This is a genomic window from Acetobacter sicerae, from assembly GCF_011516765.1.
In the GTDB taxonomy this organism is placed as follows: Bacteria; Pseudomonadota; Alphaproteobacteria; order Acetobacterales; family Acetobacteraceae; genus Acetobacter; species Acetobacter sicerae.
In genome coordinates this window covers 1-25,450 of record NZ_JAAABN010000011.1, presented here as the reverse complement: position 1 = coordinate 25,450, position 25,450 = coordinate 1, and the positions used below count along the sequence as shown (strand labels likewise).

The 25,450-nt window shown below is 57.2% G+C and carries 22 protein-coding genes; 9 read left to right on the top strand and 13 right to left on the bottom strand.

Annotated elements, in window-relative coordinates; genetic code table 11:
• Positions 1-115: 115 nt before the first annotated feature.
• A complete protein-coding gene (locus GVI59_RS12525; protein WP_173574634.1) occupies positions 116-1,279 on the top strand; it encodes a bifunctional 2-C-methyl-D-erythritol 4-phosphate cytidylyltransferase/2-C-methyl-D-erythritol 2,4-cyclodiphosphate synthase in 1,164 nt (387 codons plus the stop codon).
• Between the two features lie 191 nt (positions 1,280-1,470).
• On the opposite strand, the gene GVI59_RS12520 is transcribed toward GVI59_RS12525, so the two are convergent.
• Positions 1,471-1,866: a nuclear transport factor 2 family protein gene (locus GVI59_RS12520; protein WP_173574549.1), complete on the bottom strand. Its 396-nt coding sequence runs from the start codon at positions 1,864-1,866 to the stop codon at positions 1,471-1,473.
• A 93-nt stretch (positions 1,867-1,959) separates the two neighbouring features.
• Between GVI59_RS12520 and GVI59_RS12515 the strand changes: the two genes are divergently transcribed.
• Entirely contained in the window at positions 1,960-2,772 is an 813-nt protein-coding gene (locus GVI59_RS12515; RefSeq protein WP_173574548.1) for an AraC family transcriptional regulator, read from the top strand.
• A gap of 125 nt (positions 2,773-2,897) precedes the next feature.
• Here GVI59_RS12515 and GVI59_RS12510 read toward each other — a convergent pair whose 3' ends face one another.
• The gene (locus GVI59_RS12510; RefSeq protein WP_173574547.1) at positions 2,898-3,650 is read right to left on the bottom strand and encodes a cation transporter; all 753 of its coding nucleotides are present in this window, start codon (positions 3,648-3,650) and stop codon (positions 2,898-2,900) included.
• Between the two features lie 64 nt (positions 3,651-3,714).
• Here GVI59_RS12510 and GVI59_RS12505 point away from each other — a divergent pair, with 64 nt between their 5' ends.
• A complete protein-coding gene (locus GVI59_RS12505) occupies positions 3,715-4,122 on the top strand; it encodes a MerR family transcriptional regulator (RefSeq protein ID WP_173574546.1) in 408 nt (135 codons plus the stop codon).
• A gap of 110 nt (positions 4,123-4,232) precedes the next feature.
• Here GVI59_RS12505 and GVI59_RS12500 read toward each other — a convergent pair whose 3' ends face one another.
• Positions 4,233-4,664 carry a DUF3574 domain-containing protein gene (locus GVI59_RS12500; RefSeq protein WP_173574545.1) on the bottom strand — a complete coding sequence of 144 codons (432 nt, stop codon included), beginning with the start codon at positions 4,662-4,664 and terminating at the stop codon, positions 4,233-4,235.
• Positions 4,665-5,516, bottom strand: a complete 852-nt coding sequence (locus GVI59_RS12495) for an NUDIX hydrolase (RefSeq protein ID WP_173574544.1) — start codon at positions 5,514-5,516, stop codon at positions 4,665-4,667.
• Positions 5,517-5,716: 200 nt separating this feature from the next.
• Between GVI59_RS12495 and GVI59_RS12490 the strand changes: the two genes are divergently transcribed.
• The 5 genes from GVI59_RS12490 (at position 5,717) to GVI59_RS12470 (ending at position 12,585) form a co-directional block, all read left to right on the top strand.
• Positions 5,717-7,570, top strand: coding sequence for an ABCB family ABC transporter ATP-binding protein/permease (locus GVI59_RS12490; RefSeq protein ID WP_194299130.1), 1,854 nt, complete (start codon positions 5,717-5,719; stop codon positions 7,568-7,570).
• Positions 7,571-7,633: 63 nt separating this feature from the next.
• A complete protein-coding gene (locus GVI59_RS12485; protein WP_173574543.1) occupies positions 7,634-7,912 on the top strand; it encodes a hypothetical protein in 279 nt (92 codons plus the stop codon).
• A gap of 190 nt (positions 7,913-8,102) precedes the next feature.
• Positions 8,103-8,402: a 50S ribosomal protein L28 gene (rpmB, locus tag GVI59_RS12480; protein ID WP_010668081.1), complete on the top strand. Its 300-nt coding sequence runs from the start codon at positions 8,103-8,105 to the stop codon at positions 8,400-8,402.
• A gap of 197 nt (positions 8,403-8,599) precedes the next feature.
• Positions 8,600-10,684 (top strand): elongation factor G, encoded by a 2,085-nt coding sequence (gene fusA / locus GVI59_RS12475; protein WP_173574542.1) that lies wholly within the window; start codon positions 8,600-8,602, stop codon positions 10,682-10,684.
• 296 nt (positions 10,685-10,980) lie between these two features.
• Entirely contained in the window at positions 10,981-12,585 is a 1,605-nt protein-coding gene (locus GVI59_RS12470; protein WP_173574541.1) for a glycosyltransferase 61 family protein, read from the top strand.
• Between the two features lie 427 nt (positions 12,586-13,012).
• On the opposite strand, the gene flgH is transcribed toward GVI59_RS12470, so the two are convergent.
• The 8 genes from flgH to GVI59_RS12430 form a co-directional block, all read right to left on the bottom strand.
• Positions 13,013-13,738 carry a flagellar basal body L-ring protein FlgH gene (gene flgH / locus GVI59_RS12465; protein ID WP_173574540.1) on the bottom strand — a complete coding sequence of 242 codons (726 nt, stop codon included), beginning with the start codon at positions 13,736-13,738 and terminating at the stop codon, positions 13,013-13,015.
• 29 nt (positions 13,739-13,767) lie between these two features.
• Complete coding sequence (gene flgA / locus GVI59_RS12460) at positions 13,768-14,763, bottom strand: flagellar basal body P-ring formation chaperone FlgA (RefSeq protein WP_173574539.1); 996 nt, start codon at positions 14,761-14,763, stop codon at positions 13,768-13,770.
• A complete protein-coding gene (gene flgG / locus GVI59_RS12455; RefSeq protein ID WP_173574632.1) occupies positions 14,760-15,545 on the bottom strand; it encodes a flagellar basal-body rod protein FlgG in 786 nt (261 codons plus the stop codon). The genes flgA and flgG overlap by 4 nt, the downstream gene beginning before the upstream one ends.
• A gap of 45 nt (positions 15,546-15,590) precedes the next feature.
• Entirely contained in the window at positions 15,591-16,331 is a 741-nt protein-coding gene (gene flgF / locus GVI59_RS12450; RefSeq protein ID WP_173574538.1) for a flagellar basal-body rod protein FlgF, read from the bottom strand.
• 92 nt (positions 16,332-16,423) lie between these two features.
• Positions 16,424-17,626 (bottom strand): 5-demethoxyubiquinol-8 5-hydroxylase UbiM, encoded by a 1,203-nt coding sequence (ubiM, locus tag GVI59_RS12445; RefSeq protein WP_173574631.1) that lies wholly within the window; start codon positions 17,624-17,626, stop codon positions 16,424-16,426.
• A 36-nt stretch (positions 17,627-17,662) separates the two neighbouring features.
• A complete protein-coding gene (locus GVI59_RS12440) occupies positions 17,663-18,268 on the bottom strand; it encodes a nitroreductase family protein (RefSeq protein WP_173574537.1) in 606 nt (201 codons plus the stop codon).
• 147 nt (positions 18,269-18,415) lie between these two features.
• Positions 18,416-19,687, bottom strand: coding sequence for an MFS transporter (locus GVI59_RS12435; protein ID WP_173574630.1), 1,272 nt, complete (start codon positions 19,685-19,687; stop codon positions 18,416-18,418).
• Positions 19,688-19,859: 172 nt separating this feature from the next.
• Positions 19,860-21,497: an alginate export family protein gene (locus GVI59_RS12430; RefSeq protein ID WP_242013086.1), complete on the bottom strand. Its 1,638-nt coding sequence runs from the start codon at positions 21,495-21,497 to the stop codon at positions 19,860-19,862.
• Between the two features lie 1,089 nt (positions 21,498-22,586).
• Here GVI59_RS12430 and purU point away from each other — a divergent pair.
• On the top strand, positions 22,587-23,465 hold the full coding sequence (gene purU / locus GVI59_RS12425) for a formyltetrahydrofolate deformylase (RefSeq protein ID WP_173574536.1): 879 nt from the start codon (positions 22,587-22,589) through the stop codon (positions 23,463-23,465).
• Between the two features lie 506 nt (positions 23,466-23,971).
• Here purU and GVI59_RS12420 read toward each other — a convergent pair.
• Positions 23,972-25,333: a dicarboxylate/amino acid:cation symporter gene (locus tag GVI59_RS12420; protein ID WP_173574535.1), complete on the bottom strand. Its 1,362-nt coding sequence runs from the start codon at positions 25,331-25,333 to the stop codon at positions 23,972-23,974.
• Positions 25,334-25,450 lie beyond the last annotated feature (117 nt).

Genomic DNA, 25,450 nt, shown 5'->3' with positions numbered 1-25,450 from the left:
GCAGGCTCCTCGCATCCCGATTCTTCCTCTGACCGGCAGTTCAGCGGATGAAGTTGGCCTGAACGGCCCGAACCGGCTTGACGTGCGCCGCGCCTCCGCCCATTCCTGCGCCATCATGCGTGTCGCCGCCATTCTTCTCGCGGCCGGGACCGGCAGCCGTTACGCCGCCGCAACCGGCTCCACCACCGCCAAGCAGTTCATCTCGCTTGCCGGTCGCCCTGTCATTCGCCATGCCGCCGAGGCGCTGGCCCCTCATGTCGCGCTGCTCCAGCCCGTCGGTGATGTCGCATCGCTGACCGAGGCGCTGGACGGTATGACGACCCTGCCTCCCGTCGCGGGCGGTGCGGAACGTCAGGACAGTGTCCGCGCCGGTCTTGAGGCGCTGGCCGCTCTGCCGGAAGCCGAGCGGCCCGATGTCGTGCTGGTGCATGACGGCGCACGGCCCTATGTGACCCCCTCCGTGATCGAAGGCGTGCTCAGGGCGCTGAAAGAACATCCGGGAGCCATTCCCGCAGTGCCGGTCGCCGATACGCTCAAGCGCGGCGAAGATGGCGTCATCACGGAAACGGTGCCGCGCAAGGACCTGTTCCGCGCCCAGACGCCGCAGGGCTTCCGTTTCACAATCCTGCTCGATCTGCATCGTTCCGCCGCAAAATCCGGCGTTTCCACCGCAACCGACGATGCCCTGCTGCTCGAATCCGCCGGTTTCAGCGTGGCGCTCACGCCCGGTTCCGAAGACAACATCAAGCTGACCTATGAGGAGGATCTGGTGCGCCTCGAACGCCTGATTGGCCCCACCCTGCTTCCCCGCACCGGCTTCGGCTACGATGTTCACGCCTTCGAGGAAGGGCGTCCGCTCATCATGTGCGGCATCACCATTCCGTACGATCGTGGTCTGGCCGGTCATTCGGACGCCGATGTCGGTATCCACGCGCTCTGCGACGCCATTTATGGCGCGCTGGCGGAGGGCGATATCGGTCGTCATTTCCCGCCCAGCCAGAATGAGTGGAAGGATGCGGACAGCGCCCGCTTCCTCGTCCATGCAGGTGAACTGGTTCGTAAGAAGGGCGGTATGCTGGTCAACGCTGACCTGACGCTGATCTGTGAACGCCCGAAGATTGGCCCGCACGCGCAGGCCATGCGCGAGCGTCTGGCCTCGCTGCTTCAGGTCGATGTGGACCGGATCTCGGTAAAGGCGACCACGTCCGAGCGGCTCGGTTTTACGGGACGTGAAGAAGGGATTGCCTGCACGGCGACGGCTACGGTGCTGGTTCCGTAAAAGGTGGATTTGTAGAGTTTCTGAAGCCGCCTGTTAAAATCGGCGACAGATAGGCAATGTTCTGCGGAGGGGTGTGAGGCGCAATGTGCGCTTCCACCTTCATCGCAGTCGTTTAACGGTTCGTTTGCGTTTTCCGAAAGCTGACACTCCATATCTGGAAGAGAACATCTACTCGTATTGAGTGGGTTCCCTCATTGTAACGCTCCCAGCGCCTGATCGCTTCCACTTCCTTCCAGAACGTGCGTCAGTTCATCCACAAGACAGATGCGTCCATCTCGAAACTGATAAAAGGCAACGACCTTGATCAGACTTTGCTCACCGGAACGACGTGTTGCACGTGCCACGTGAACGGTAGCTGCTTTATCGCCTTCACATACAATATGCTGAATATCTATTTCCAACGCACCAAGAGTGTTGCGTAAGGCATGTGTATGGGCCTGGAAATCGCCCAACGTCATTTCATGTCCATCGACATATTGCCGATAATCCGACGTCATGAAATCAAGCAGCCTATCCGGAGTTGAGCCAAAATCCGTGAATGTGGCGAACATTTCCCGGATGATCTGCTCGTGGTGTGTGGAGGACATGGGACACCTTTTAATCTTGTGGATTGAGTGGACCAGAAGATTTTAAAGGAGATGCTTTTGGCATTCTGTCGACCATAGGCCATAATTCGACTCATGCACGCCAAATCGTTTTCTTTTTTATCAGAAGATCCTGCTCCGTCATGTGGCGTTCACTGGCTATCTGGAAGTCCCATAAAACAGACGGACCGCCGGACCACTGACCTGCATGTTCACGAAAAGGGGCAGATATTCGTTGTGGAAAGCGGTGTTATGGCCGTGATGATTCAAAATTCCTACTGGCTGATCGGGCCGGGGCAGCTTCTCTGGCTGCCTCCCGGCTTTGTTCATGAGGCGCGCTCCCACGGTGCTATTGCAGGCTGGAGTCTGTATATTAGTGCTGAGAGGTATTCTTCAGTTGCACACAGACCTTTTCTGGCGGACTGCACGCGACTACTGATGGCTCAGGTTGAACGTCTGTCACAAAATGCCAAAGAGGCAGCATGGCAGGACAGCTTTACAAGGCTGGCCGAAAGCTTCTGGGATGAATTCCTGTCCATTCCGCGTCATTCTGCTTCACTGCCTTTTCCTGAAGATGCCCGGCTAAAACGGGTCGCAGAAGCCCTGAGCACCACTCCCTCTGATTCACGAGGGCAGCAGGAGTGGGCGGATATGGCAGGAATGTCTTTGCGGTCGTTCATTCGGCATTTTACCGCCGATACGGGAATGCAGTTTTCAGTCTGGCGACAGCGCCTGCGTATTCTTCATGCGCAGGAAAGGCTGGCGCGACGCGAGCGAGTGACCGATGTCGCCGCCGCAGTCGGTTACGAAAGTCTGGGCGCGTTTGCTGCGGCTTTTAGAAAAGGCACTGGATACAGCCCCAGCGTCTATGCACAACGCTGCCGTGGTGGAGTAACGGACTCAATGTGAACACGAAGCTGGCAAGGCTTTGTCGTTGATAAGCATTCAGTGAACGGACTGCTTTTGCCTCTTCTACGACGTGGCTGGCCCGCTTTGCGTTGCCGGGAAGTGGGCATGGGCGCATGATCCTCACCCTATGCGGCGGCTGCCTTCGTGCCAGTCGCGTCGGTTCGATATTCTCCCCATGCCTGCCGCAGGATCTGCACCGCTGATGACAGGAAGATGCCAGCCATGATCGCGGCCACCGCAAGGTCGGGCCATGCGCTGGTGGTGCTCCAGACGCCGAGCGCCGCGCCCATGACGATCAGGTTGCCGATCGCATCGTTGCGAGAGCAGAGCCACACCGAGCGCACGTTGGCGTCGCCATCCTTGTAGGGCAGGAGCAGGAACACCGAGGCAAGGTTCGCGGCCAGCGCCAGGACGCCGATCGCACCCATGATCTCGGCCTGCGGAACGCCGAGGATCAGCGTGTGGTAGACGGTGGACCCGAACACCCACAGCGCCATCAGCGACAGCGAGACGCCCTTGGCGAGTGCCGCCGTGGCTCGCGTGCGCAGGCTCGCGCCGATCACCGCCAGGCTCAAACCGTAGGTGACGGTATCGGCCAGGAAGTCGAGTGCGTCGGCCTTGAGGGCTTGCGAGCCAGCGAGCTGTCCCGCCGCGATTTCGGTCACGAACATCGCGCCATTGATCGCGATCACCGTCCACAGGACGCGCTTGTAGCGCGGGTCTATACCGTCGAAGACCGGGACACCCTTCGGGCAGCAGCTATCCTCGACGGTGCCGCATGTCGTCACCTCGACGGTTGGTGTGACTGTTTTCGTGGGCACGACCAGAAGTGGCGGAGCGCAACAGGCGGCCTCGGACTTGCTGCAGTTCTCGGACATGGGTGACTCCTTCTCGGGATCACCCTACAATCTCTAGCCACTAGAGCTTCAAGGGAAAAACACCATGAGCATCTCGATTGGCGAGTTGGCGCGGCGCACTGGGGTCAAGGTGCCGACGATCCGCTACTACGAAGGCGTCGGGCTTCTTCCGACACCGGCACGAACGGAAGGGCGGCAAAGGCGCTTCGGTGCGGACGAGGTCGCCCGGCTCAACTTCATTCGTCATTCCCGCGAGCTGGGCTTCGAGGTCGCCGACATTCGTGAGTTGCTGACGCTTAGCGAGCAGCCGGAGCGTTCCTGCGGCGAGGTGGATGCTATCGCCCGCCGCCACGTCGAGAATATTGACCGACGGATTGGGAGGCTGGTGGCGCTGCGCGCCGAGCTGCAACGCTCGCTAGATCGGTGTGCGCGCGGTACGGTCGAGGAATGCCGGGTGATCGAAGTGCTCGGCTACGGGGACGACAGGGTTTAGCGAAAGGCAGCTCAGAGTACCCCTTTCACATCGAATCAGAATGTCCGCTTCCACAGGTCGTTCGCTTGAAGCGGACCGACTGCAATCCTCCCAAATCAGTCGTTCGACATTCAAAACCGTGAACACCCCTGTGCCACGCTCACGCCCACTGACTGCTGTCTGAACCGCGCCCTATAAGCCCGGCGAACTGCCTCAATCCGCCCAGCAAGATCCGTCCTGTCCGGTGTTGCAATCCACACCAGTCTGGAAGGCTCGGAGTCCGTTCGGCCAGTATGCCGATCCCGCCAGAAACCCTGAGCAGGCAGGACAGAAAGACCGTCCGGAAAGCGCGGGACGATTTCCGTTCGGAGAAAATCCTGCCAGTCAGCATCTGTCACCGGACGGCCATCAGGTTGGGTCAGACCGAACATCAGGGTCACATGCAGATCGGTGGTCGCCGCCAGCCTGTTGCAGAGACTGGCGGAAGCCGATGAATGAGGCGGAGAACATCCGGCCACCAGCGACCCCAGCAGTAGAGCAAGAGCCACTCTCACCCGCGCCATTCAGTGCAGATCGCCCTGCAATCCCCGACGCAGCGCCACGCCTTCTTCGGACTGCGGATCAATCAGGCCAATCCGCAGAAACAGGTCGATCAGCACCAGATTGACGTTGAACTTGAATTCGTCCGTGTCTCGCACAAGTCGGAATACTTCGCCGATCGGCAGAAGCAGAAACTCCTCGACTTCGCCGTCCGCCGGGACAGGCTGGAAACTCTCCGCCAGAACAAGGTCGTAGCAGACCAGTCGGTCGCGCCGCAGTCCTTCAGGACGTTCGAGCGCGTAATGCAGCAGGCCGACTTTTTTCGCATCCCGTTGCACAAGATCTGGTGGAAGGCTGGCTTCCTCCTCGGCTTCCTTGAGGATCGCGGCGTCCGCGGTGAGCTCCGCCGGGACACCGCCCGCGACAAGGTGATCCAGCTTGCCCGGATCAAGCCGCTTGTTCCGGGCGCGACGGCCGATCCACAGGTGCAGCCCGTCTTCCTTGCGGACCAGACCGTTCAGATGGACACCGACACCGACAAAGCCGAACAGAGGCAGGGCGCCCCGGTCTATGCGTCCGAGCGGTGGCTGGCCGTCATCGCCCCACACATCGAACAATTCATTGTGCGTGCGGTAAAGCCCTCGGCGGGCCAGTTCTTCGCCAATCGATTCGAGGCGTGCCGGATCATTGAGAGACAGGCCACCTGAAGCACTGTCTTCCGTCAGCCCCATCTCTTTCAGGGCGGGAGCGATTTCCGGATCGACATATCCTGCCAGAACGCCGTTGACCCGGAACGGCAGGCGCTTGCCGGGGAGGGTGGCCGTGTTGCAGGCCCTGATGTGCCGCATGAAGCCGTCTGTGGGGATGGGGATCATGAGCGGCGTCCTGTGGACAGTCCACACACTGTTTCTTCGGAAACTGGGGTCATCGTGCTCTTCCGACGAATTCTGACCGGCGTTGTCCGGCCCATGTTTCTCCTACGGGGCGATGTTGGCTGTGACAACATTGCGGCGTGCCGACCAGTTCGACTGTCTGCGGGGTTGCAAAACAGCGACAACGTGCCACATCGGACACAATGAGCCCGCCACCAAGATCTGATACGTCGCCCGGCAAGCCTGCCGGAGTGACCCTTGCCCGCCTGCTTCCCTATCTCTGGCCGCGTGATGATCCGAAGCTGAAACTGCGCGTGACAGCGGTCGCCCTGCTGCTGCTGTCCGCCAAGCTGGTCACCGTGGCCGTGCCATGGGTGTACAGCCGGATCATTGACACGCTGTCCCATCCGGTGGGGATCGCCACAGTGCCGGTCCTGCTGATTGTGGGCTACGGTCTGGTCCGGCTGGTCGCATCGGCATTCAACGAGCTGCGCGACGCTGTGTTCGCGCCAGTCCGTTACCGGGTCGCCCGTGACGCGGCGCTTCGCAGTTTCATGCACATGCACGACCTGTCGCTGCGTTTTCATCTCGACCGTCGTACCGGAGGCGTTACCCGCGCCATCGAACGCGGCACGGAAGGCGTGGAGACCCTGCTGCGTATGGGGCTGGTGATCCTGCCGACCATGCTCGAAGCCATCCTTGTCATCGGTCTGATCTGGCAGGTGTTCGACTGGCGTTATGCCGCTCTCGTTCTGGGTGCAGTCATTGGCTACGTGGTGTTCACTTTCTCGTTCACCTCATGGCGAATCGGTATCCGTCGCCGGATGAACGACATCAACAGCGAGGCGACAGGCAAGGCGCTGGACAGTCTGCTGAACTACGAGACGGTCAAATATTTCGGCAATGAGGCGCATGAGGCGAAACGCTACGGCGACGCCCAGACCCGCTACGCCAGGGCCGCCGTTCACACCCAGTATTCTCTCAGCGCCCTGAATTTCGGGCAGGTGGTGATCATCTCGCTGGCGCTCACGCTGGTGATGCTGCTGGCCGGACACGATGTGGCGGCGGGGCATCTGACGGTGGGTCAGTTCGTGCTGATCAACACCTATCTGTTGCAGCTCTACGCACCGCTGAATTTCCTTGGCTCCATCTATTCTTCCATCCGCACGTCGCTGGTCGATCTGGAACACATGCTGGGGCTGCTGGATGAAACGGTCGAAGTCGCCGATCCTGCGCATCCGCTGCCTCTGGCGGCTCATCTGAAGGATGCGCCACCTGTCAGCGTGGCCTTTCAGGATGTGCATTTCGGTTACCGCAAGGACCGCGAAATCCTGCATGGCGTCAGTTTTTCCGTGCCGCCCGGTGGCCTGATTGCGATTGTCGGTCCAACGGGTGCGGGCAAATCCACCATCAGCCGCCTTCTGTTCCGGTTCTATGACACTTGGTCGGGGAAGGTGCTGATCGATGGGCATGACGTCCGCGACTACCGGCAGGCCGACCTGAGGGAGGCGATTGGCGTGGTGCCGCAGGATACCGTGCTGTTCAACGATACGATCGGCTACAACATCGCCTACGGTCGCCTTGGCGCCACGCAGGACGAGATCGAGCAGGCGGCTAAGCTGGCGCGTGTCCACGACTTCATCCTGTCCCTGCCGGAAGGCTACAGGACGCGGGTTGGTGAGAGGGGGCTGAAGCTCTCCGGTGGCGAGAAGCAGCGTGTGGCGATTGCCCGCACGATCCTGAAGGACCCCCGTCTTCTGATTCTGGATGAGGCGACCAGCGCCCTCGATACTCATACCGAGCGTGAGATCCAGTCGGCTCTGAGAGCCGTTTCTGCTGAACGTACCACAGTCGTGATCGCGCACCGCCTTTCAACTATCGTCGAGGCGGACGAAATACTGGTTCTGGGTGATGGGCTTGTGAAGGAGCGGGGGTGTCACGCTGACCTGATCGCTCGTGGCGGCCTCTATGCCGCCATGTGGGCGGCGCAGGACGCAGGACACGACGCAATGACACCGGACTCCGGTCTGGAGGCATCGGCTCCCGCTCACGGGTAACCGGAACGCAGACAGAAACAATCACACTCCGGCCTGCTGCCGGAGCAGCATGGGAGAATGAACATGGCAGAGAATATTCCTGAGGGAGGCGGTCAGATGGAGCAGGTGTCCGAAGAACTGACCAAATGCGCGATGGTCATCGAGCACGCCATCGACCATCTTCTGGAAGAAAATCACCCGCCTCTGGCTGTGGCGTCGGCGCTTCTGGGCGGTTCTCTGGGGCTTCTGTCGCGCACGATGGATCGTGAGACGATTCTGCGCATTCTGGACAGCGCTGTGCAGAGCGTGCGTGCGGGTGAACTGGAAGTCGCAGAAAAAGAGCGCAAGGCAGGAAGCGCCTGAAAGAAAGCCTGTCTCCATGAAAGTGTGGAGAAAAGCGGGTGCGGTCTGTGAAAAAGTGGCGGGAAGCCGTCTTTCCGTCACTGTTTGCTTGACGCGAAGCGATGCCTCCGTCATAAGCCGCGCCTGATTGTAAGGATGAAAGCCGGGCTCTGCCTCGGCCCTGTTCTGTTTTTTGACCGAGGATAAATCGATGTCCCGCCGTTGCGAGATCACAGGCAAGGGTGTGCTGACGGGCAACAATGTCAGCCACGCCAACAACAAGTCCCGCCGCCGTTTCCTGCCGAACCTGCAGGAAGTGTCGGTTCTTTCCGACATTCTCGGCACGCCGATTTCCATGCGTGTGACCACGCGCGGCCTGCGCACCATCGAGCACAACGGGGGTCTGGACTCCTATCTGCTCGATACGCCGAATCGTAACCTGACCACCGAAGCTCAGGTGATCAAGCGTCGTATTCTGCGTGCGCAGAGCAAGAAGCAGGCTGCCGCCTGAGTCACTATGCCGGTCATGATCATGACCGGCACCCTGATCGCCCCCGCGCCAGCGGGGACCGCGTGATCACACAGCCCGCCAGAGCGCAGGTCGCGTTTCAAAGGGTAGAGGGCGCGGGGAGATTTTCTCCTGTCGCGCCCTGTGTGTTTGTCGCTTTCCTCTGAATTTCTGGTTCAGCCGTTTCCCGGAGAAGCCCCGTGTCAGCCCAGTCCGAACTCTCGAAAATCCGTAATATCGGGATCACCGCGCACATTGACGCGGGTAAGACCACGACGACAGAGCGTATCCTGTATTACACAGGCGTGTCGCATAAGATCGGCGAGGTCCATGAGGGCAACACCACGACCGATTACATGGCGCAGGAGCGTGAGCGCGGCATCACCATCACGTCCGCAGCCGTGACCTGCGTGTGGGACGACCACCGCATCAACATCATCGACACCCCGGGCCACATTGACTTCAACATTGAAGTCAATCGTTCGCTCCGCGTGCTCGATGGCGCGATCTTCATCATTGAAGGTGTGGCTGGCGTGCAGCCGCAGTCCGAGACCAACTGGCGTCTGGCTGACCGCTACAATGTTCCGCGCATCATCTTCATCAACAAGCTCGACCGTACGGGCGCTGATTTCTACTACGCTTTCAGCACACTGAAAGAGAAGCTGGACATCGTTGCGATCCCGCTGCAGCTGCCGATCGGCGCTGAAGAAAACTTCGTCGGCGTTGTCGATCTGATCGAGATGAAGGCGATTGTCTGGGAAGGCGGCGAACTTGGTGCGAAGTTCCACGACGAGGAAATTCCGGCAGACCTGAAGGAAAAGGCTGAGGAAGCCCGTCAGAACCTGCTCGACACGGCTCTGGCTGTCGATAACGACGCCATGGAAGAGTATTTCGAGAAGGGTGACGTTTCCGTCGAGACCCTGAAGAAGTGCATCAAGAAGGGCACGATTTCCGGCGAATTCCGTCCGGTTCTGTGTGGCACGGCCTTCAAGAACAAGGGCGTTCAGCCTCTGCTCGATGCCGTCATCGACTTCCTGCCGGCTCCGGACGACGTGGAAGGCATCCGTTGCGCTCCGCCGGAAGGTGAGGAAGAGACCGATTCCAAAGATCTGCCGATCATCCCGGTTGATCCGGACGGCAAGTTCGCTGGTCTTGCGTTCAAGATCATCAACGACAAGTACGGCACACTGACCTTCGTCCGCGTCTATCGTGGCGTGCTGAAGACCGGTGACACCATCCTGAACACCACCAAGGGTCACAAGGAGCGTATCGGCCGTATCTATCAGATGCATGCCGACAAGCGCGAAGAACTGTCCGAAGTGCATGCTGGTGACATCGCTGCATTCGTTGGTCTGAAAGACACGCAGACGGGTGACACGCTGGCTGACAGCTCTGATCCGGTCGTTCTGGAGCGTATGAGCTTCCCGGTTCCGGTTATCGACATCTCCGTCGAGCCGAAGACGAAGGACGCCGTTGAGAAGATGACGCTGGCCCTGCAGAAGCTGGCTGGTGAAGATCCCTCACTGCGTCTGAAGACAGATCAGGAAACAGGCCAGACCATTCTGTCCGGCATGGGCGAGCTGCATCTCGACATCATCGTTGACCGTCTGCGTCGTGAGTACGGCGTTGAAGCCAACGTGGGTGCGCCGCAGGTTGCTTACCGTGAGACGATCACCAAGCCGCACGTCGAAGTCTATACCCACAAGAAGCAGTCTGGTGGTTCGGGTCAGTTCGCTGAAGTGAAGATCGAATTCGCTCCGCACGAAGGTGAGATCGAGTTCGCGAACAAGGTTGTCGGTGGCACGGTTCCGAAGGAATACATCCCGGCTGTTGAAAAGGGTATCCGCGTTCAGGCTTCCAGCGGTGTGCTGGCTGGCTTCCCGACCGTGGACTTCAAGTTCACCCTGCTCGACGGTAAGTACCATGACGTTGACTCGTCCGCTCTGGCGTTCGAAATCGCGGCAAAGGCCTGCTTCCGTGAAGGCATGAAGAACGCCGGTCCGGTGATCCTTGAGCCGATCATGGACGTGGAAGTCACCACACCGAACGATCACGTCGGTGATGTGGTTGGCGATCTTAACCGTCGTCGTGGCATGATCCAGAGTCAGGAAACGTCTGGTTCGACCGTCATGGTTCGTGCACAGGTGCCGCTGAAGGAAATGTTCGGCTACATCTCACACCTGCGTTCGATGACGAAGGGTCGTGCATCCTTCACGATGCAGTTCCATCACTACGATCCGGTGCCGCGTAACGTGGCTGAAGAGATCATGGCGAAATCTGCCTGATTCTTCTGGGAGTTCAGGTAGGAAAAAGCCGACCGAAAGGTCGGCTTTTTTTGTTTTCGGTTGCCCTCATTGGAGTATGGACCCGTAGAGACAGATTGTCTGTCGATGGAAGGTTTCTGGGTTTCTGATACGGCCTTTCTCCAATGTTGATGGGGTTTTGCGATTATCTAAGTAGAATTTTTATCTCATCGGGATATTCTGCCGAAACTTATTCTTGTGGTAGTGAAATATGATGGAAATCGTATTGGTGATCCCCAAGATGATGAATGTTCTATAAATATGGACTGGAATTTTAGATGTCGTCGATCTGCAAAACAAATACAGTTTATGGTGAGACGGTTATTCTGGATTCAGAGCCTGCTTTACTTGATTTGTGCGACGTTGTTTATGTACCTGAGCTTGATTCCAATTCATCAAGTGGGATATTTGATCAGGGGCGGAAACGGATACTACAATCCGCTTATTTCCGGGGGCCCAATCCCGAAGAGGTAGCTCCGCCTCTCATCATGGGATACCGATATGGGGACATCAATGAGTATGCCCCGGATGAAGTCTATATCTATTGTGGCTTTATCCACTCGCATTTCGGCCACTTCCTGCTGTCGACATTCAGCCGTTTCTGGTCCGCTGCCCGCGAGCGGTTTCCTCACGCTAAAATATTGTACAGCTCGCATCAGAGTATGGAGTTCTGGTTCGGGGATAACAGTTTTATGCCGAAATTATTTGGTGCGTTGAATCTTTCCCTGGATGATTTTGTCTGTTTTTCGTCTCCCCGGAAAATCAGACGTCTCATCCTGCCAGCTCCGGCATTTGAGGAAGCGAATTTTGCCTATCGTCGCTATGCGACATTCTGTCATGAGGTTGGACGCAAGCTTGCGGGTTCTCTGATGAATAAACCTGATTTGCGACCAGTCTATCTTTCCAAGTCGAAACTTCAGTCGGGTGTCAGACGCTTGATCAATGAAGATGTCATCTGCGATCGGCTGGAAGCAAACGGTGTCGAAATCGTTTACCCGGAAACATTGTCACTGGAAGAGCAGATCGCTCTCTGGGCCAATCGGCCGTATGTGACCGGTTTTGTCGGTTCAGCGTTTCATACAAGTATCTTTGTGCCGCGTGATCATGTTTTTATGATTAATTATAATATGACGACCTACAGCAATTTCTGCCTGATCGATCAGGTAAATAATGCACAGGCTGATTATTATGGTATCCCACAGGGGGGAATGACTATTCTGGATCCTGAGAAAAATCCGGAACAGACACAGGGATTTACGGAAGTCTGTATGGCGGCCGATCCAATTGGTATTGCTGACGGAATTCTTCGGATATTTGACTATAAGATCAGGGCTGATAGCAGTCGCGCTCACAAGCGTGTTGTTTTGGGTGCGTTCCAGTGGCAGAAACAGGATGCAGAGAACGAGGCCGATGCGGCGGCATTGAGAAATGTTGCTATTGATAAAAAGACAAGACAGAGCTCGCTCCATCCTTGGATTCCAGATCAGACAATTAATGCCACCAGCGGCACTCTTACCGGTACGTTTCAATTTCACACAGATACGGAAAAAAACCCTTGGTGGGAAGTTGATCTTGATGAGCCATGCAGGATCAAAAGCATCAGACTGTTCAACCGTTGCGATTCTGCTCCGGAGCGTTGTAACCGCCTTCGCATTGAGGTCGGGATGGATGAGAATTCTCTGAAAACCGTTCTGGAAAAACAGGATGCCAGAGTTATCGGAGGTGTTGATGGAATGCCTCTTGAATGGCAGGCGTCAGAACCACTTGTTGGGCGTGTGATCCGTATTACATCCCTTGCCGATGACTATTTTCATCTTGATCAGGTTGAGGTGTTGGGATGGCCAGCTTCAGAGACTGAAAATTCTGTTGAAAATACGCACTAAAGTTTAACGTATATACTGGCAATCTTTTTTCTTAGTGCGGATATAATAGTAAAAGGACATTTCTGTGCGCTGGCCATAACACGATTAAGTTATAGGCCAGCAGCAGAAATAAATTCTAAAAGTAATTTTGTAAAGTATATTTTTATACTAAGGTAGTGTTGAGTGTAATATTGAAAATTATTTTTTCTTTATGTTTTTTGAATGCAGACTTTTTCAAAAGTGCAGCATTAAAAATATTCTCTGCTCCATATTAAGTGATTGCAGATAACAGGTTTCTTGAATTGGGAAATCTGAAATTTCTTCAGTTGAAAATTTAGAAGAAAAAGACCCCGCATAATCGGCATGATGTTGCGCTGGAAGCTCGATGTTGATGAGACTTGCCTACCCGATCGGGCAGGCAAGTCTTTCTGATAGTACATGCCTGTCTTCAGAATGGCGCAACAGCATCCAGCAACTGTTGTCCATATCTTGGGGTCTGGAGGATGGAAAGCTGTCCTCTTCCACCATAGGAAATCCGGGCTTCTGCCATACGATCATGTGTAACGGTGTTGTCTGCAGTAATATCCTGCGGTCGGACGACGCCTGTGACCTGTAGTTCCCGGAGTTCGCTGTTCACGCGAACTTCCTGCCGTCCGACAACGACAAAATTGCCGTTAGGAAGAACCTGGGTAATCGTACCGGCTACTCTGACGGTCACGGTTTCGTTTCTGGTGATACGTCCGGCCGCTGTGTTGCTGTTGTTACTGGACGTGGAAAGGGCGCTGGAGCCTGTAATGTGTGAAATGGCTTTGCCATGGAAACCGAAAAGGCTCGGTATGCCCATGCTTTCGCTGCCACCACCACTTGCGCTTGTATTATCAACCATCGTGGCATTGTCAGTGATGTCGACAATGACGGTCACAAGATCACCGACCTGTGCCGCGCGCTGGTCTTTGAAAAACGCTCGGCTTCCTGGCCTCCAGAGACTGGCGACTTCAGCAGGAGGTGGCTGTAGTGGAGGCATGGGCATTGTGACCGGCCGGTAGGCCGTGTCACGCGTCGGATCCTGTGTCCGTGTCATTGCTGGCGGATGCCCGATTTCGCTCAGACTTCCAATGCCGCCATTACAGGCTGACAGGGCAAGGAGTGGAAGAAGCAATAAAGAACGTTTCATGAAAAAAATCTGATCCAATCAGGAAATGTCTAGATATTTTTCGGCGCCCTGATACCTGCAGAGCGCATCTCTCTGGAATCGGCGGGGGTTGGAGCCGTCCCGGGCGTTACCGCAATGCGTGTCCTGTCGATAATCTGACCGACAACGACCATCCGTGATGCGGGATTTAACGCATGAATCCGCTCGCCCTGAGCGCCAGAGTCCAATGCGACTCCTGCTGCAGTGAGATGAAGGCCGGACGAGGAAACATCGAGAATAATAGGCGATCCTTTTTCAATAAGGTCGATACGCGATGTCATCTCGGAGGTGAGAGGTGTGTGCGCACGAATGGCCCGTCGTGTGGACTGGCCAATGATATCTGCCGGATCAAGGATGGCCCGGGCCGGTAAGGATCGTGAGTCGACCTCAGAGATTTCGATATCTGCCTGTTCGATAATCTGTCCTGCGGGCAGATCAGTACGTGCCGTGACAACTTCCACATGGGAACTGACCGTTCCGTCCGCCCGGAACGACTGCGTGGCGTCATCGGATGTAATGGAAAAAAAGGCCGAAAATCTGCCATGCGAAGCATCATAAACAATGTTCGATAATTGCGGGTTATTCGCCAGTTCAGCAGCGACAGTTGGCCCCGAAAAGTTTGTGAGTTCGATGGCGGCGCTGTCCGAAACGCCTCGCGCCTTCAACCCATCTACGATCAGCGGCATGATGTCATCGCGAGACACTGTGTGACTGGCGCGGGTAAGGGTAGCCTGCGCCAGATCAGACATTTCCGGCCAGTCAATGCCGTATTGCTGGGCAATGGCCTCTAACTGCGGCGCGCTTATGGTGAGGCTCTGCCCAGGCGCAGGAGCGGGCCCAAGATCGCAATCCTGATCGGGGGCGATTCCGTTGAAAAGGTCTGAGAGTTTTACCTGAGAATGATGCAGCACGCTTGTTCGGCGGAGACTGGCTGCATCTGCGGGAGAGATGTTCAGACAGCCTCCCACAAGGCATGCTGCAAAAAAATGACGGGCTATACGCCTCATTTCAGTCCTGTCAGGGTCTGAAGCATTTCATCGGAGGCTGTGATGACTTTACTGTTCATCTCATAAGCGCGCTGGGCGGTGATGAGGTCCGTGATTTCGGTCACGACGTTGACGTTGGATTCTTCGACATACCCCTGACGGACATCGCCGAAACCAACGCTCTGTCCGGTGCCGGTGATGGCGTTGCCGGAAGACTGCGTCTCGGTGAACAGGTTCTGACCCATGGCCGCCAGACCGTTTTCATTCTGGAAGGTCGCCATCTGAAGCTGGCCGACAACCGTGGATTGGGTCTGCCCAGACACTGTCACCTGCACCTGACCGGTCTGATCGATCGTGACGGTCTGGGCGTTGTTTGGAACCGTGATGCCGGGGCTGACCGGATAACCATCCGCCGTTACGATCTGACCAGTGTCGGAGAGGGAGAATGTGCCGTCACGTGTGTAGGCATATTCACCGGAGGGCAGGGTGACCTGAAAATAGCCCGGTCCTTCAATGGCGAGATCGAGGCTGTTGTTCGTCTGCTCCAGCGTTCCCTGCACGTTGATGCGGTAAATGCCCGCCGTGCGTACACCAAGGCCGACCTGCGCGCCGGCGGGAACCAGAGTGCCGCTGTCGGAACTCATCGTGCCGACGCGCCGCATGTCCTGATAGATCAGATCCTGGAATTCCGGACGGCGACGCTTGAAGCCCGTCGTCGTCATGTTGGCGATATTGTTGGCGATGACCTCCACATTCGTCTGCTGGGCCTGCATGCCGGTTCCGGCAATGTCGAGAGAACGCATCATGTCGGTAAGCTTTCGTCTGTGTCAGATCGGGGTGGAGGCGGATCAGGATTGGGTCTGGGTGAGCTTGTCGATCGCATTCTGGCGACGCGTGGATTCGCTTTCGACAAGATTGGCCGTAATCTGGAAATCACGTTGCAGTTCGACGAGATTTGTCGTCTCGGTCATCATGTTGACGTTGCTGCCCTCCAGCATGCCCTGCCGGAGTTCCTTGATGTCCATTTGTGTCGTCGGGGTGCTTGCCCGGAAAAGTTCGCTGCCTTCTCCGTGCAGGTCGTAGTTGTTGGCCACCCGCACGAGGCCGATTTCCGCGGCCACGCCGTTTTCCGTGGACAGGGTGCCATCGGAGGAAATGCTGATGGTCCGGTCTTCAGGGCGCAGCACGATGGGCTGTCCCGTACGGTCCAGCAGGGCATGGCCGGCGGCATCCGTGACGCTTCCGTCAGACAGGCGCTGGAAACGGCCGTTACGGGTCAGACGCACGCCCTGTGCGGTCATGACGGAGAAGAATCCTTCGCCGGTGATGGCGATGTCGAGCGGATTGCCGGTCTGCTGGAGAGCGCCCTGCGTGAAGTCACGATAGGTCGCGCGGTCCTGCACATAGACTTCCGGATTCTCACCCGGAGCATGCGGACCGTCTTTCAGCTTGGAAAGGTAGTCTGCAAACTGAATGTGTCCTGATTTGAACCCGGCGGTTGAACCGTTTGCAAGATTGTTCGCGAGCACGCTCATGGCGCGTTGCTCAGCGTCCATGCGTGACAGCGCGATATAGGTCGTGTTGTCCATGCGGCAGACGTCTCCTTCTGGAGACACACTGCCGTGTAAAAATTGACAAACAGTTTCCCCGGACAGGATTCGCCCATCCGCTTCACAAGGCGTCAGGCGGCGGGAGAACGATCCATCAGCATGCCGGTGACGGCTGATTTCAACGGAGGAAGGGCGTCCGCGACCCGCAGGCCAAGGCTGCGGAGCAGGCGGAAGGGCGCGGCGTCATGGGTATAAAGCGTCGCAATCCCGTTCGTGGCGGCAAAGAGCGGCATCGTGGCGGCGCGGTGTTTCCGTTCAAAACGGCGTAGCACCGCAGCCGACCCGATGTCCTGACCGTGGGAAAAAGCCGTTTCCACTTCGGCGGCCAGAACTTCCGCGCCACGCAGACCCAGATTGAAACCATGCGCGGTGATGGGGTGCATCCCGACCGCAGCGTCTCCCAGAAGCGCAAGCCGTCTGGCGGCGAAGCGGTGGGCATAGACGCATTTGAGCGGATACGCATGCCGCGTGCTGACCAGCCGCATAGCGCCCAGCCGGTTGCCGACACGCTCCATGATCTCGGCGTTGAACGCGTCCTGTTCGGTGTGCATCAGACGCTGGATGTCGGCAGGAGGAAGCGTCAGGACCAGCGAGGAAGCGTGTCCGTTCACCGGCAGAAGCGCGATGGTCTGTCCCTCGGCGAACCACTGGAGCGCGACGTTATGATGCGGCAGGTCATGCGCCATGCGGCAGACCATCATCATCCGTTCGAAATCGTGGATCACGGCGCCGATCCCGGCCCGACGCCGCGTGGGAGAAAAGCGACCGTCTGCGGCGATGACGAGCCGTGTCCGCAACCGCCGTGGCTGAGCGCCCTGACAGTGGACCACGGCTGTTTCAGTATCCTGGCGCACGGTTTCGACCGTGACGTCCGGCAGAAGGGTAATCCCCGGATGTTCCAAGGCCTCGGCATACAGGGCGCGGCGGATCATGTTGTTCGAGACGAGCCAGCCGAGCGGCGCTTCTTTCGTGCCGGCAGGCTGATCCGCTTCAAAGATCAGCGGATGGTTGCCCCGGCCGGTTTCGATGCGGGCTTCGTTCAGCGGGCAGATCACGCTTTCAGGGATATGCCGCCATGCGCCGAGCCGTTCGAGGAACGCCCGGGCATGATAGGTCAGAGCGATTTCCCGACCATCGAACGCCGGTTCCGCCCAGACACCGCCGGGAGCGCGCTCCAGAACGGCGACGGAAAGTCCGGCGGCGTCCAGAGCGAGTGCTGCGGCAAGTCCAACCGGACCGCCTCCGACGATGGTGACGTCGTGATCCGGGGTCATGTCATGATCGGAAAAGGTGCTCATGGCGACCAGTCCTTAGTCCTTGTCGGCGTCGAAGGAAACCGGTTCGCCTGTCCAGTGGGCCACGTAAGGCTCGACAGGCCGGCGCTTCGTCTCGTGGTCCTTCTTCTCTGGCGTGCCGACAAAGAAGAAGCCCGCGAGCGCGTGAGGAGCCGGGAATCCCAGTTCTTCCGCCAGAACGGCATCATAGGCGACGTCGCCGGTGACCCACACGGCGCCATAGCCAGCGGCATGGAGGGCATTCAGAAGATTCATGCCCGCGGCCCCGACCGCGAGTTCCTGTTCAAGCAGGGGAATCTTGTCATCCGGACGCAGATGCATGCCCAGAACGATGGTCATCGGCATGGTGGAAAATCGCTTGTAGCGTTTCTCCAGCTTCTTCGGGTCCGGATCGGCATGGAGCCGCTTCATGCTCTCGACGATCTTTTCCGCGAGTTTGACGCGGGCGTCGCCTTTGACAACGACCAGTCGCCAGGGGCGCAGCTTGCCGTGGTCGGGCGCACGCATGACGGCTGAAAGGATCGCCTCCAGTTCCTCACCCTTGGGGGCGGGCTTGGTCAGGGCATCCGTGGAAGAGCGGGAAAGAAGGGACTCAAGCGCGATATGGGCGTGTTTGTTCATTGAAAGAGGCTCCTGCGAGAGAAGATCATGATGAGACACCATGAAGTAATCGTGGAGGTAAGCCAACTGCGAACCGTTATCGACTTGCGTGCGCCGCAGAGCTCCTCGTTTGAAAACCGCGTATCGCCACTGCCCGGACCTGTCGGCTCAGTTTCCATTGTCCGGCAGGGTGGAGCCCCGTGCCGGAAGCGTCAGCGCCGTGATCAGCGTGCAGCAGGCGCAGGCCGAGACATACCACGCAAACCAGCTTTCATGACCGGCATGCCTGCACCAGAGTGCGATATATTCCGCCGTGCCGCCGAAGACCGACACGGTGACGGCATAGGGGAACGCGACACCCAATGCGCGAATACGGGTCGGGAAGAGTTCGGCTTTCACAATGGCGTTGATGGATGTGTAGCCCGACGCCATCAGCAGGGCGACGGTGATGAGGGCGAAAGCCCCGAGTTTGGAGTGGGTGTCGGCCAGCAGGGTCATCAGGGGCACGGTGCAGAGCGTTCCAAGAACGCCGAACGCAATCAGCAGGGGCTTGCGGCCGATGCGATCAGACAGCGCGCCGAACAGAGGCTGCGCCACGGCGAACACCACAAGCGAGGCGGAGGAGATCAGCGTCGCCTCGTCCTTGCCGAAGCCCAGCGAGTTGGCGAGGAACTTCTGCATGTAAATGGTGTAGGTGTAGAAGGCGACCGTGCCTCCGAGCGTCAGCCCCACGACCGTCATCACGGCGCGTTTGTGACGCAGCAGGACTCTCAGTCCGCCCTCTTCATGCGCCTGCTCGGCTTTCCTGAAGGCACTGCTTTCCTCCATGTTCCGTCGCAGCCAGAAGATCAGAACGGCTCCGGCGGCTCCAAGAAAGAACGGGATGCGCCAGCCCCACGCGTTGATCTGCTCTGCGGTCAGAAAGACATATTGCATGAGCAGAAGCACGGCCATGGCGGCAAGCTGGCCCGTGATGAGGGTGACATAGAGAAATCCCGACCAGAAACCACGGGTTTCAGGGCTGGAAACTTCCGCAATGTAGGTCGCCGAAGCGCCGTATTCTCCACCCAGACTCAGCCCCTGCACCAGACGCGCCAGAACGAGGATGATCGGGGCGGCCAGACCGATCTGGGCGTAGGTCGGGCAGAGGGCGATGGCGAGTGACCCGGCGCACATGGCGGCGACCGACAGGGTGAGGGCGCGTTTGCGTCCATACTGGTCGGCGACGACACCCATCAGCCAGCCGCCGACAGGACGCATCAGAAAGCCCACGGCGAAGACGGCCGCCGTGTTCAGGAGCTCGGCGGTGTGGTCATGTCCGGGGAAGAAGGCGTGCGCAAAGTAGAGCGCAAAGGCCGAATAGACATACCAGTCGAAATATTCGAGCAGATTGCCCGCTGATCCGGAAAAGATACCCCGCAGACGCTGGAGGTTGGTCATCTGGTCGGGAGCGGATGATGTCATTGCAGTCTATATTCCGGAAAAAAGCGACGGGAAGAGTGTGGTTCAGCTGACCGGAATTGGGGAGCCCATAAAGATATCTCTCCAGCAACTCTGGGTGAGCAGCCTGCATCGTGGCGCAGGCCGCTGATGGCTCGGGTTCGATACACGATCAGAACGTCAGTTCAAGGTTGCTCTGCACGTAAGCGCCGGATGAAGCGCCCGCTTTGATCATGGATTTGCCAGCAAAGATGTATTCGCCGTCAATGCCGAGCGTGATATGGCGGGTCGCACGCCAGGTGAAGCTGGCCTGCGGGAGGGTGGCTGTATAGCCGCCGTGAGGACGCAGGCCATAAGCCGCCGTTCCGCTTGCGTAGAGCGCATCATTGGTGCTGTTCCGCCATACGACAGGCACTTTCGCCAGCAGGGTTGTGTTCGGTGTGGGAGACATTGTGAGAATGGGTCCGACATCAATCAGGTTCTGATTGCCGAGATAGGTGCTGATATCGAGGTAGTAGGCGGACGGTACGAAGGGCGACATATAGCTGCCCCATGAACTGGTCTTGCCTTTGGTGTAATCGCCACCGGAGATGTCATCCGCCTGAATGCCGATGGCCGGACGTCCCCACCATCTGGAGAAGCGCCATGAGGCCTGCGCATTGAAGGAATAGGCGCTGACAGGACGGGACGGCCCGTTGTTGGCTTCATTGAAGTAACCGCCCTGCCATGCGCCGCCAGCGGAGAATTCCAGCGGTCCGGCGTTACCCCAGACACGCATGCCGGGGTTGTCGCGGTGAGTCGAACCCGTGATGGTGCCAACCTGCTGAGCCAGTGGCGCCGACGCCAGGATGAAACCGAAGTAGTAGGCATCTACAAAGATCTGGCTTTTCTTGCCCATGAACGTGAATGACGGCACGGCGTACGACGTGTAGGCCCCGAAAAGCCGTGTCTTGTAACCGACCTGATCCCGGAACGGCACATTCTGCAGGGTCCAGTTGGTCTGTGTCAGATCGAAAAGGTCCACACGGAAGTTTTTCCAGAAAGAATAGACGCGCACCCCGTTCCACGAGAAGGGAATCGTTGGATAGACCGAACCGGCGGTAAAGTAGGGCGGGGCGTCCAGAAAGGTCATGCGTCCGACCATCACGCCCATGTTGGCGTGGAGGAGATGGCCCTTGACCTCGACAAAAGCCTGCTGTGCGTCGAGTTTGCTGCGCCAGCGGCCATTGTTGTAGCCGTAATAGTTGATGCCGCCGGCCTGACCGCTCATGAGTTCGCCGTACAGGCGGACATGCTCGCCCAGATGCAGATCCGCACCAAGATTCCAGCGGAAGTTGTTGCGATAGGCCGGATCTTTCTTGGTCTGTCCGAAGCCTGCGCGCTGATCGTAGAAATTGTGCTGGCGGAAGTTGCCGCTGAACGTCAGGTAGATCGAACCGCTGTCATTGAGCGGGATGTATTTCAGCGGGTCCATGAAATCGATGCGGTTCTTCCTGTCCCGCAGATTGGACCAGTCCTCCGCCCAGCGGGAGATCGCGTAGTAGCCCACAGTGCCCCAGCCGGACGCAGCACCGGTGTTGGAGTTGAAGATACCCCATGATCCCTGATGCAGGAGGGCCGGGTTTGACTGCTGCTTTGTCAGCATCAGGGTCTGTGGCTGCGCATAGTTTTCCGGACGCGATTCCAGAGGCGGCAGAAGGCTGCTGCTCCAGGGGTTCGATCTGGGGACCGGTGGCGTGCGGGGGATGCGATATTCCTCCGGAATCTGTGAGTGGTGATTCACGTTGGCGTTTGGCGCCGTCTCAGCCATGGCGGAAACCGCAAATATGCAAGGAATCCCGCTCAGCACGGTCGAGAGGACCAGATGCCGAAGTGGAGAGCGGGACAGTTTTCCGGAGAAGAAACGCGGGGTGTAGTATTTGTTTTTCATTCTTTTTGCAGCCTGACGCCGACGAAACCCATGCTGCTCTTGCATGGCAGCTAATACATACGCTGCACGCCTCTTTATGTTTCGTCACATCGAGAAATCGTGTGTGTGTCAGGAAAGTAGTTTATGTTGTAAAATTATCACAATTATTCATAATTTGAATAAATTAGCGCTCTGACGATAGAAGAAGAATTCTCTCCTGTCGGGAAAACGTTCGCTTATGAGAATGTCTTGTGTAATCGATAGTGCAATGAAGGAACGGCGGTTTGTCGAGAGAGTATGTATGGAGGCCAACTAGTGAAAATGCGTTTTTTCTGGACGAGAGGAGTAAGAAAAGCGCGAATCTGTACAGGTTTGAACAGTCAGACAACGCGTACGTTAACGCTGATACAGAAATATTTTGACATAAAATAATCTGGCTTGTGGCCTGTGAAATATGGCCTTCTCGTCCCCGACGCTACGGTCAGGAGGAGGGCGGACCATGTTCCCGCGTGTTGAGCTGTCTTTGGAACGCCACAGACGTTCTGACTGCTTGATTCCGTCGCTCATCGACAGACTGCTTTTTCATTATATTCGGACGTTCAGTCGGGAAGCTGGATGAACACACGATATCAGATGACGGCTTATAAACATGACAGTTTCCAGAGTGTTTGACCTGTCGAAAGACGGAGCCGTCATTTTGCTGTGCATGTGCAATCCTTGAGTCATTCATGGCCCTTTTGTCGCAGGAAAGAAGAATAGGCCTGCCTCGGGCAGAAACGGCGGCGTAAGGATGATGGGAGGATTTGTATCCGACAGCGCTCGACAGGCATTAGACCGTCTTAATGTTGGCAGGATATGTTCCGCCCCTTATGAGCCACACAGAGGGAATGCCTGTTTCCCCTATTGGCTGTCCGAAGCTGGTAGCTTACTGGCTCGAAGCTTTCCCTGTTACGCTCAATGGTTTTGTTCTTCAGAAATGGACTTTTGTTTATGACGACGCTCTCTCCCGACGGCAAAGGCTATATTCTGACGCTGAGCTGTCCGGATCAGCCGGGTATCGTGGCGGCCCTGAGCCAGACCCTGTTCGAGGCTGGCGCGAACATCACCGAAGCGCAGCAGTTCGATGATACGGGAAGTGGCAGTTTCTTCATGCGCATCATGTTTGATGTGATGAAAAGCGGCCACACAGAGACTGAGCTTCGTGACACTATCGAGGCAGTCATAAATCGGTTCGGGATGAAATATCGCCTGAACTGCCAGTCATATCGGCCCAAGGTCATGATCCTTGTGTCGAAATTCGATCACTGCCTTGTAGATCTTCTGTATCGCTGGCGGATCGGCGAGCTGCAGATCGATCCTGTAGGGATCATCGCCAATCATCCTGAAGAGATCTACCGGGATGTCGATTTCTACGGCATCCCCTTCCATTATCTGCCGATCACGAAAGATACGAAGACCGAGCAGGAAGCCCGCATTCTCTCGCTTGTTCAGGAGAGCCAGACGGAACTGGTCGTGCTGGCGCGCTACATGCAGATTCTGTCCAATGACATGGCGTCAGCCTTTTCAGGACGCTGCATCAACATTCATCATTCGTTCCTGCCGGGCTTCAAGGGTGCGCGTCCCTATCATCAGGCATGGAACAGGGGCGTAAAGCTGATTGGTGCGACAGCACATTACGTGACCAGCGATCTTGATGAAGGGCCGATCATTGAACAGGACGTGGAGCGCATCTCGCACGCCGACAGCCCGGAGGATCTGATCCGCAAGGGACGTGACATCGAGCGCCGGGTTCTGTCCCGGGCCGTACGGTATCACATCGAGATGCGGACCATCCTCAATGGAAACAAGGCGATCGTGTTCACATCCTGATCTGCAAGGATGATTTCCACTCTCATCGCTATGCCTGCAAATGAACAGGCGTAGTGATGAGAGCGGAATTGATTTTTCCCGTCAGGCAAAAGGAAGAATGCCTATTAAACTGTCTTTTCGCTTGTGCGGGACGTTCTGAGTAGGGATATCCGGTTTTCTGACGGGCAAGCTTGCCTTCGTTCAGCTGGGCGCTGGGTAGAAATTCCGCAAATATATATCCTGGTTGTAGTTTTCACGGTCGGTATCGCCCGTGGTGCTGTCCGAATGCGTTTCCCCGGACATTTGCCGAAAGCTTTCTGCAGGCAACAGGGGATTACCTGCATGATGATGCTACAGGCAGTTCCCTGAACAGGCATCCCCGTAAATCAGCCGCTCTTCACGAATTGGGAGCTGCTCCCGCTGGTTGTACGCGGCGGCAATAAAGTTGTCCTTTCCCTGACACAGGAAGGAATATCATGGGGCGTTCAGGATATGGGTTTACGGACAAACCTGAACGCCCCCATGTTTCAATGAAAGCCGTGCACACCTTCCTCAGGCATTTCATCATGATCGGATGCGGCGTTATCCAGAGCAAGCGCTTCCGGCGGAGGGAGCCTTCCTGACAATGCGTCCTGCAACCTGTCCATGTCCAAAGCGCCTTCCCACCGCGCCACGACGATGGTTGCGACGGCGTTACCGACAATGTTGGTCAGGGAGCGGCACTCGGACATGAACTTGTCCACGCCGAGGATCAGCGCCATGCCCGCAACCGGAATGGACGGCACGACGGACAGTGTTGCGGCCAGCGTGACAAAACCGGCTCCCGTGACGCCCGCGGCGCCCTTGGAACTGACCATGGCGACGAGCAGCAGGGCCAGCTGTTCTCCCAGAGACAGATGCACATCCGTCGCCTGCGCCACAAAGAGCGCGGCAATCGTCATGTAGATGTTGGTGCCGTCAAGGTTGAAGGAATAACCCATTGGCACGACCAGACCGACGATGGGGCGGTCACAGCCTGCGGCTTCCAGCTTTGACATCAGGGTGGGGAGGGCGGACTCTGAAGAGCTCGTCCCCAGCACGATCAGCAATTCTTCGCGCAGATAACGAAGAAGCCGGATGATCGAAAAACCACATAGTCGCGTGACAATGCCGAGAACCAGAAGAATGAACAGGATCGAGGTGAAGTAGAATGTGGCCACCAGCCAGATCAGGCTGATAACGGAGCCAATGCCAAATTTGCCGATGGTGAACGCCATGGCGCCGAACGCACCGATAGGGGCTGCGAGCATGACGATCCGCACCACGCCGAAGACAAGTTCCGTCAGTTGCTTGAACAGCTTGAGAACAGGTTCACCCCGCGGCCCCATCTGCGACAGGCTGATGCCGAACACGATGGCGACAAACAGCACCTGAAGGATCTCGCCGGAGGTGAAGGCGCTGGCGGTTGTTGTCGGAATGATCTGAAGCAGGAAGTCGGAGAAGGAATGTTCCTTCGCCCGCTCTACATAAGTGCCGACGCTGGCGGCATCGAGGGAGCGCACGTCCACATGCATGGAGGCTCCCGGCTGGACGAGATTGGCGACGACCATGCCGACAATGAGCGCAAGTGTTGAAAAAAACAGGAAATACGTCATGGCCTTTGCGCCAATTCGTCCCGCTTTTCCCAGATTGCCCATGCCGGCGATGCCGGTGGAGACGGTCAGAAAGATGACCGGCGCGATCACCATTTTCACCAGCTTGATGAAGCCATCGCCCAGCGGTCGCAGGGCGGCGCCCAGTCCGGGATCAAAATAGCCAAGCAGGATACCGGCCACCACGGCGACCAGAACCTGCACATACAGGCTTTTCCAGAGTTGCCGCCGAGGGGCTGGAGAAGAGGTTTCTGTCATTATCATCGCGGAAATCTCACAGAAGGGTTGTACATCGGGTTAGATTATGAAAAAGTCTGTTTTGTAGAAAAGAAATTTTCGTAAGCTATAAGAAAACCCGATGCAGACAGAGTGTAG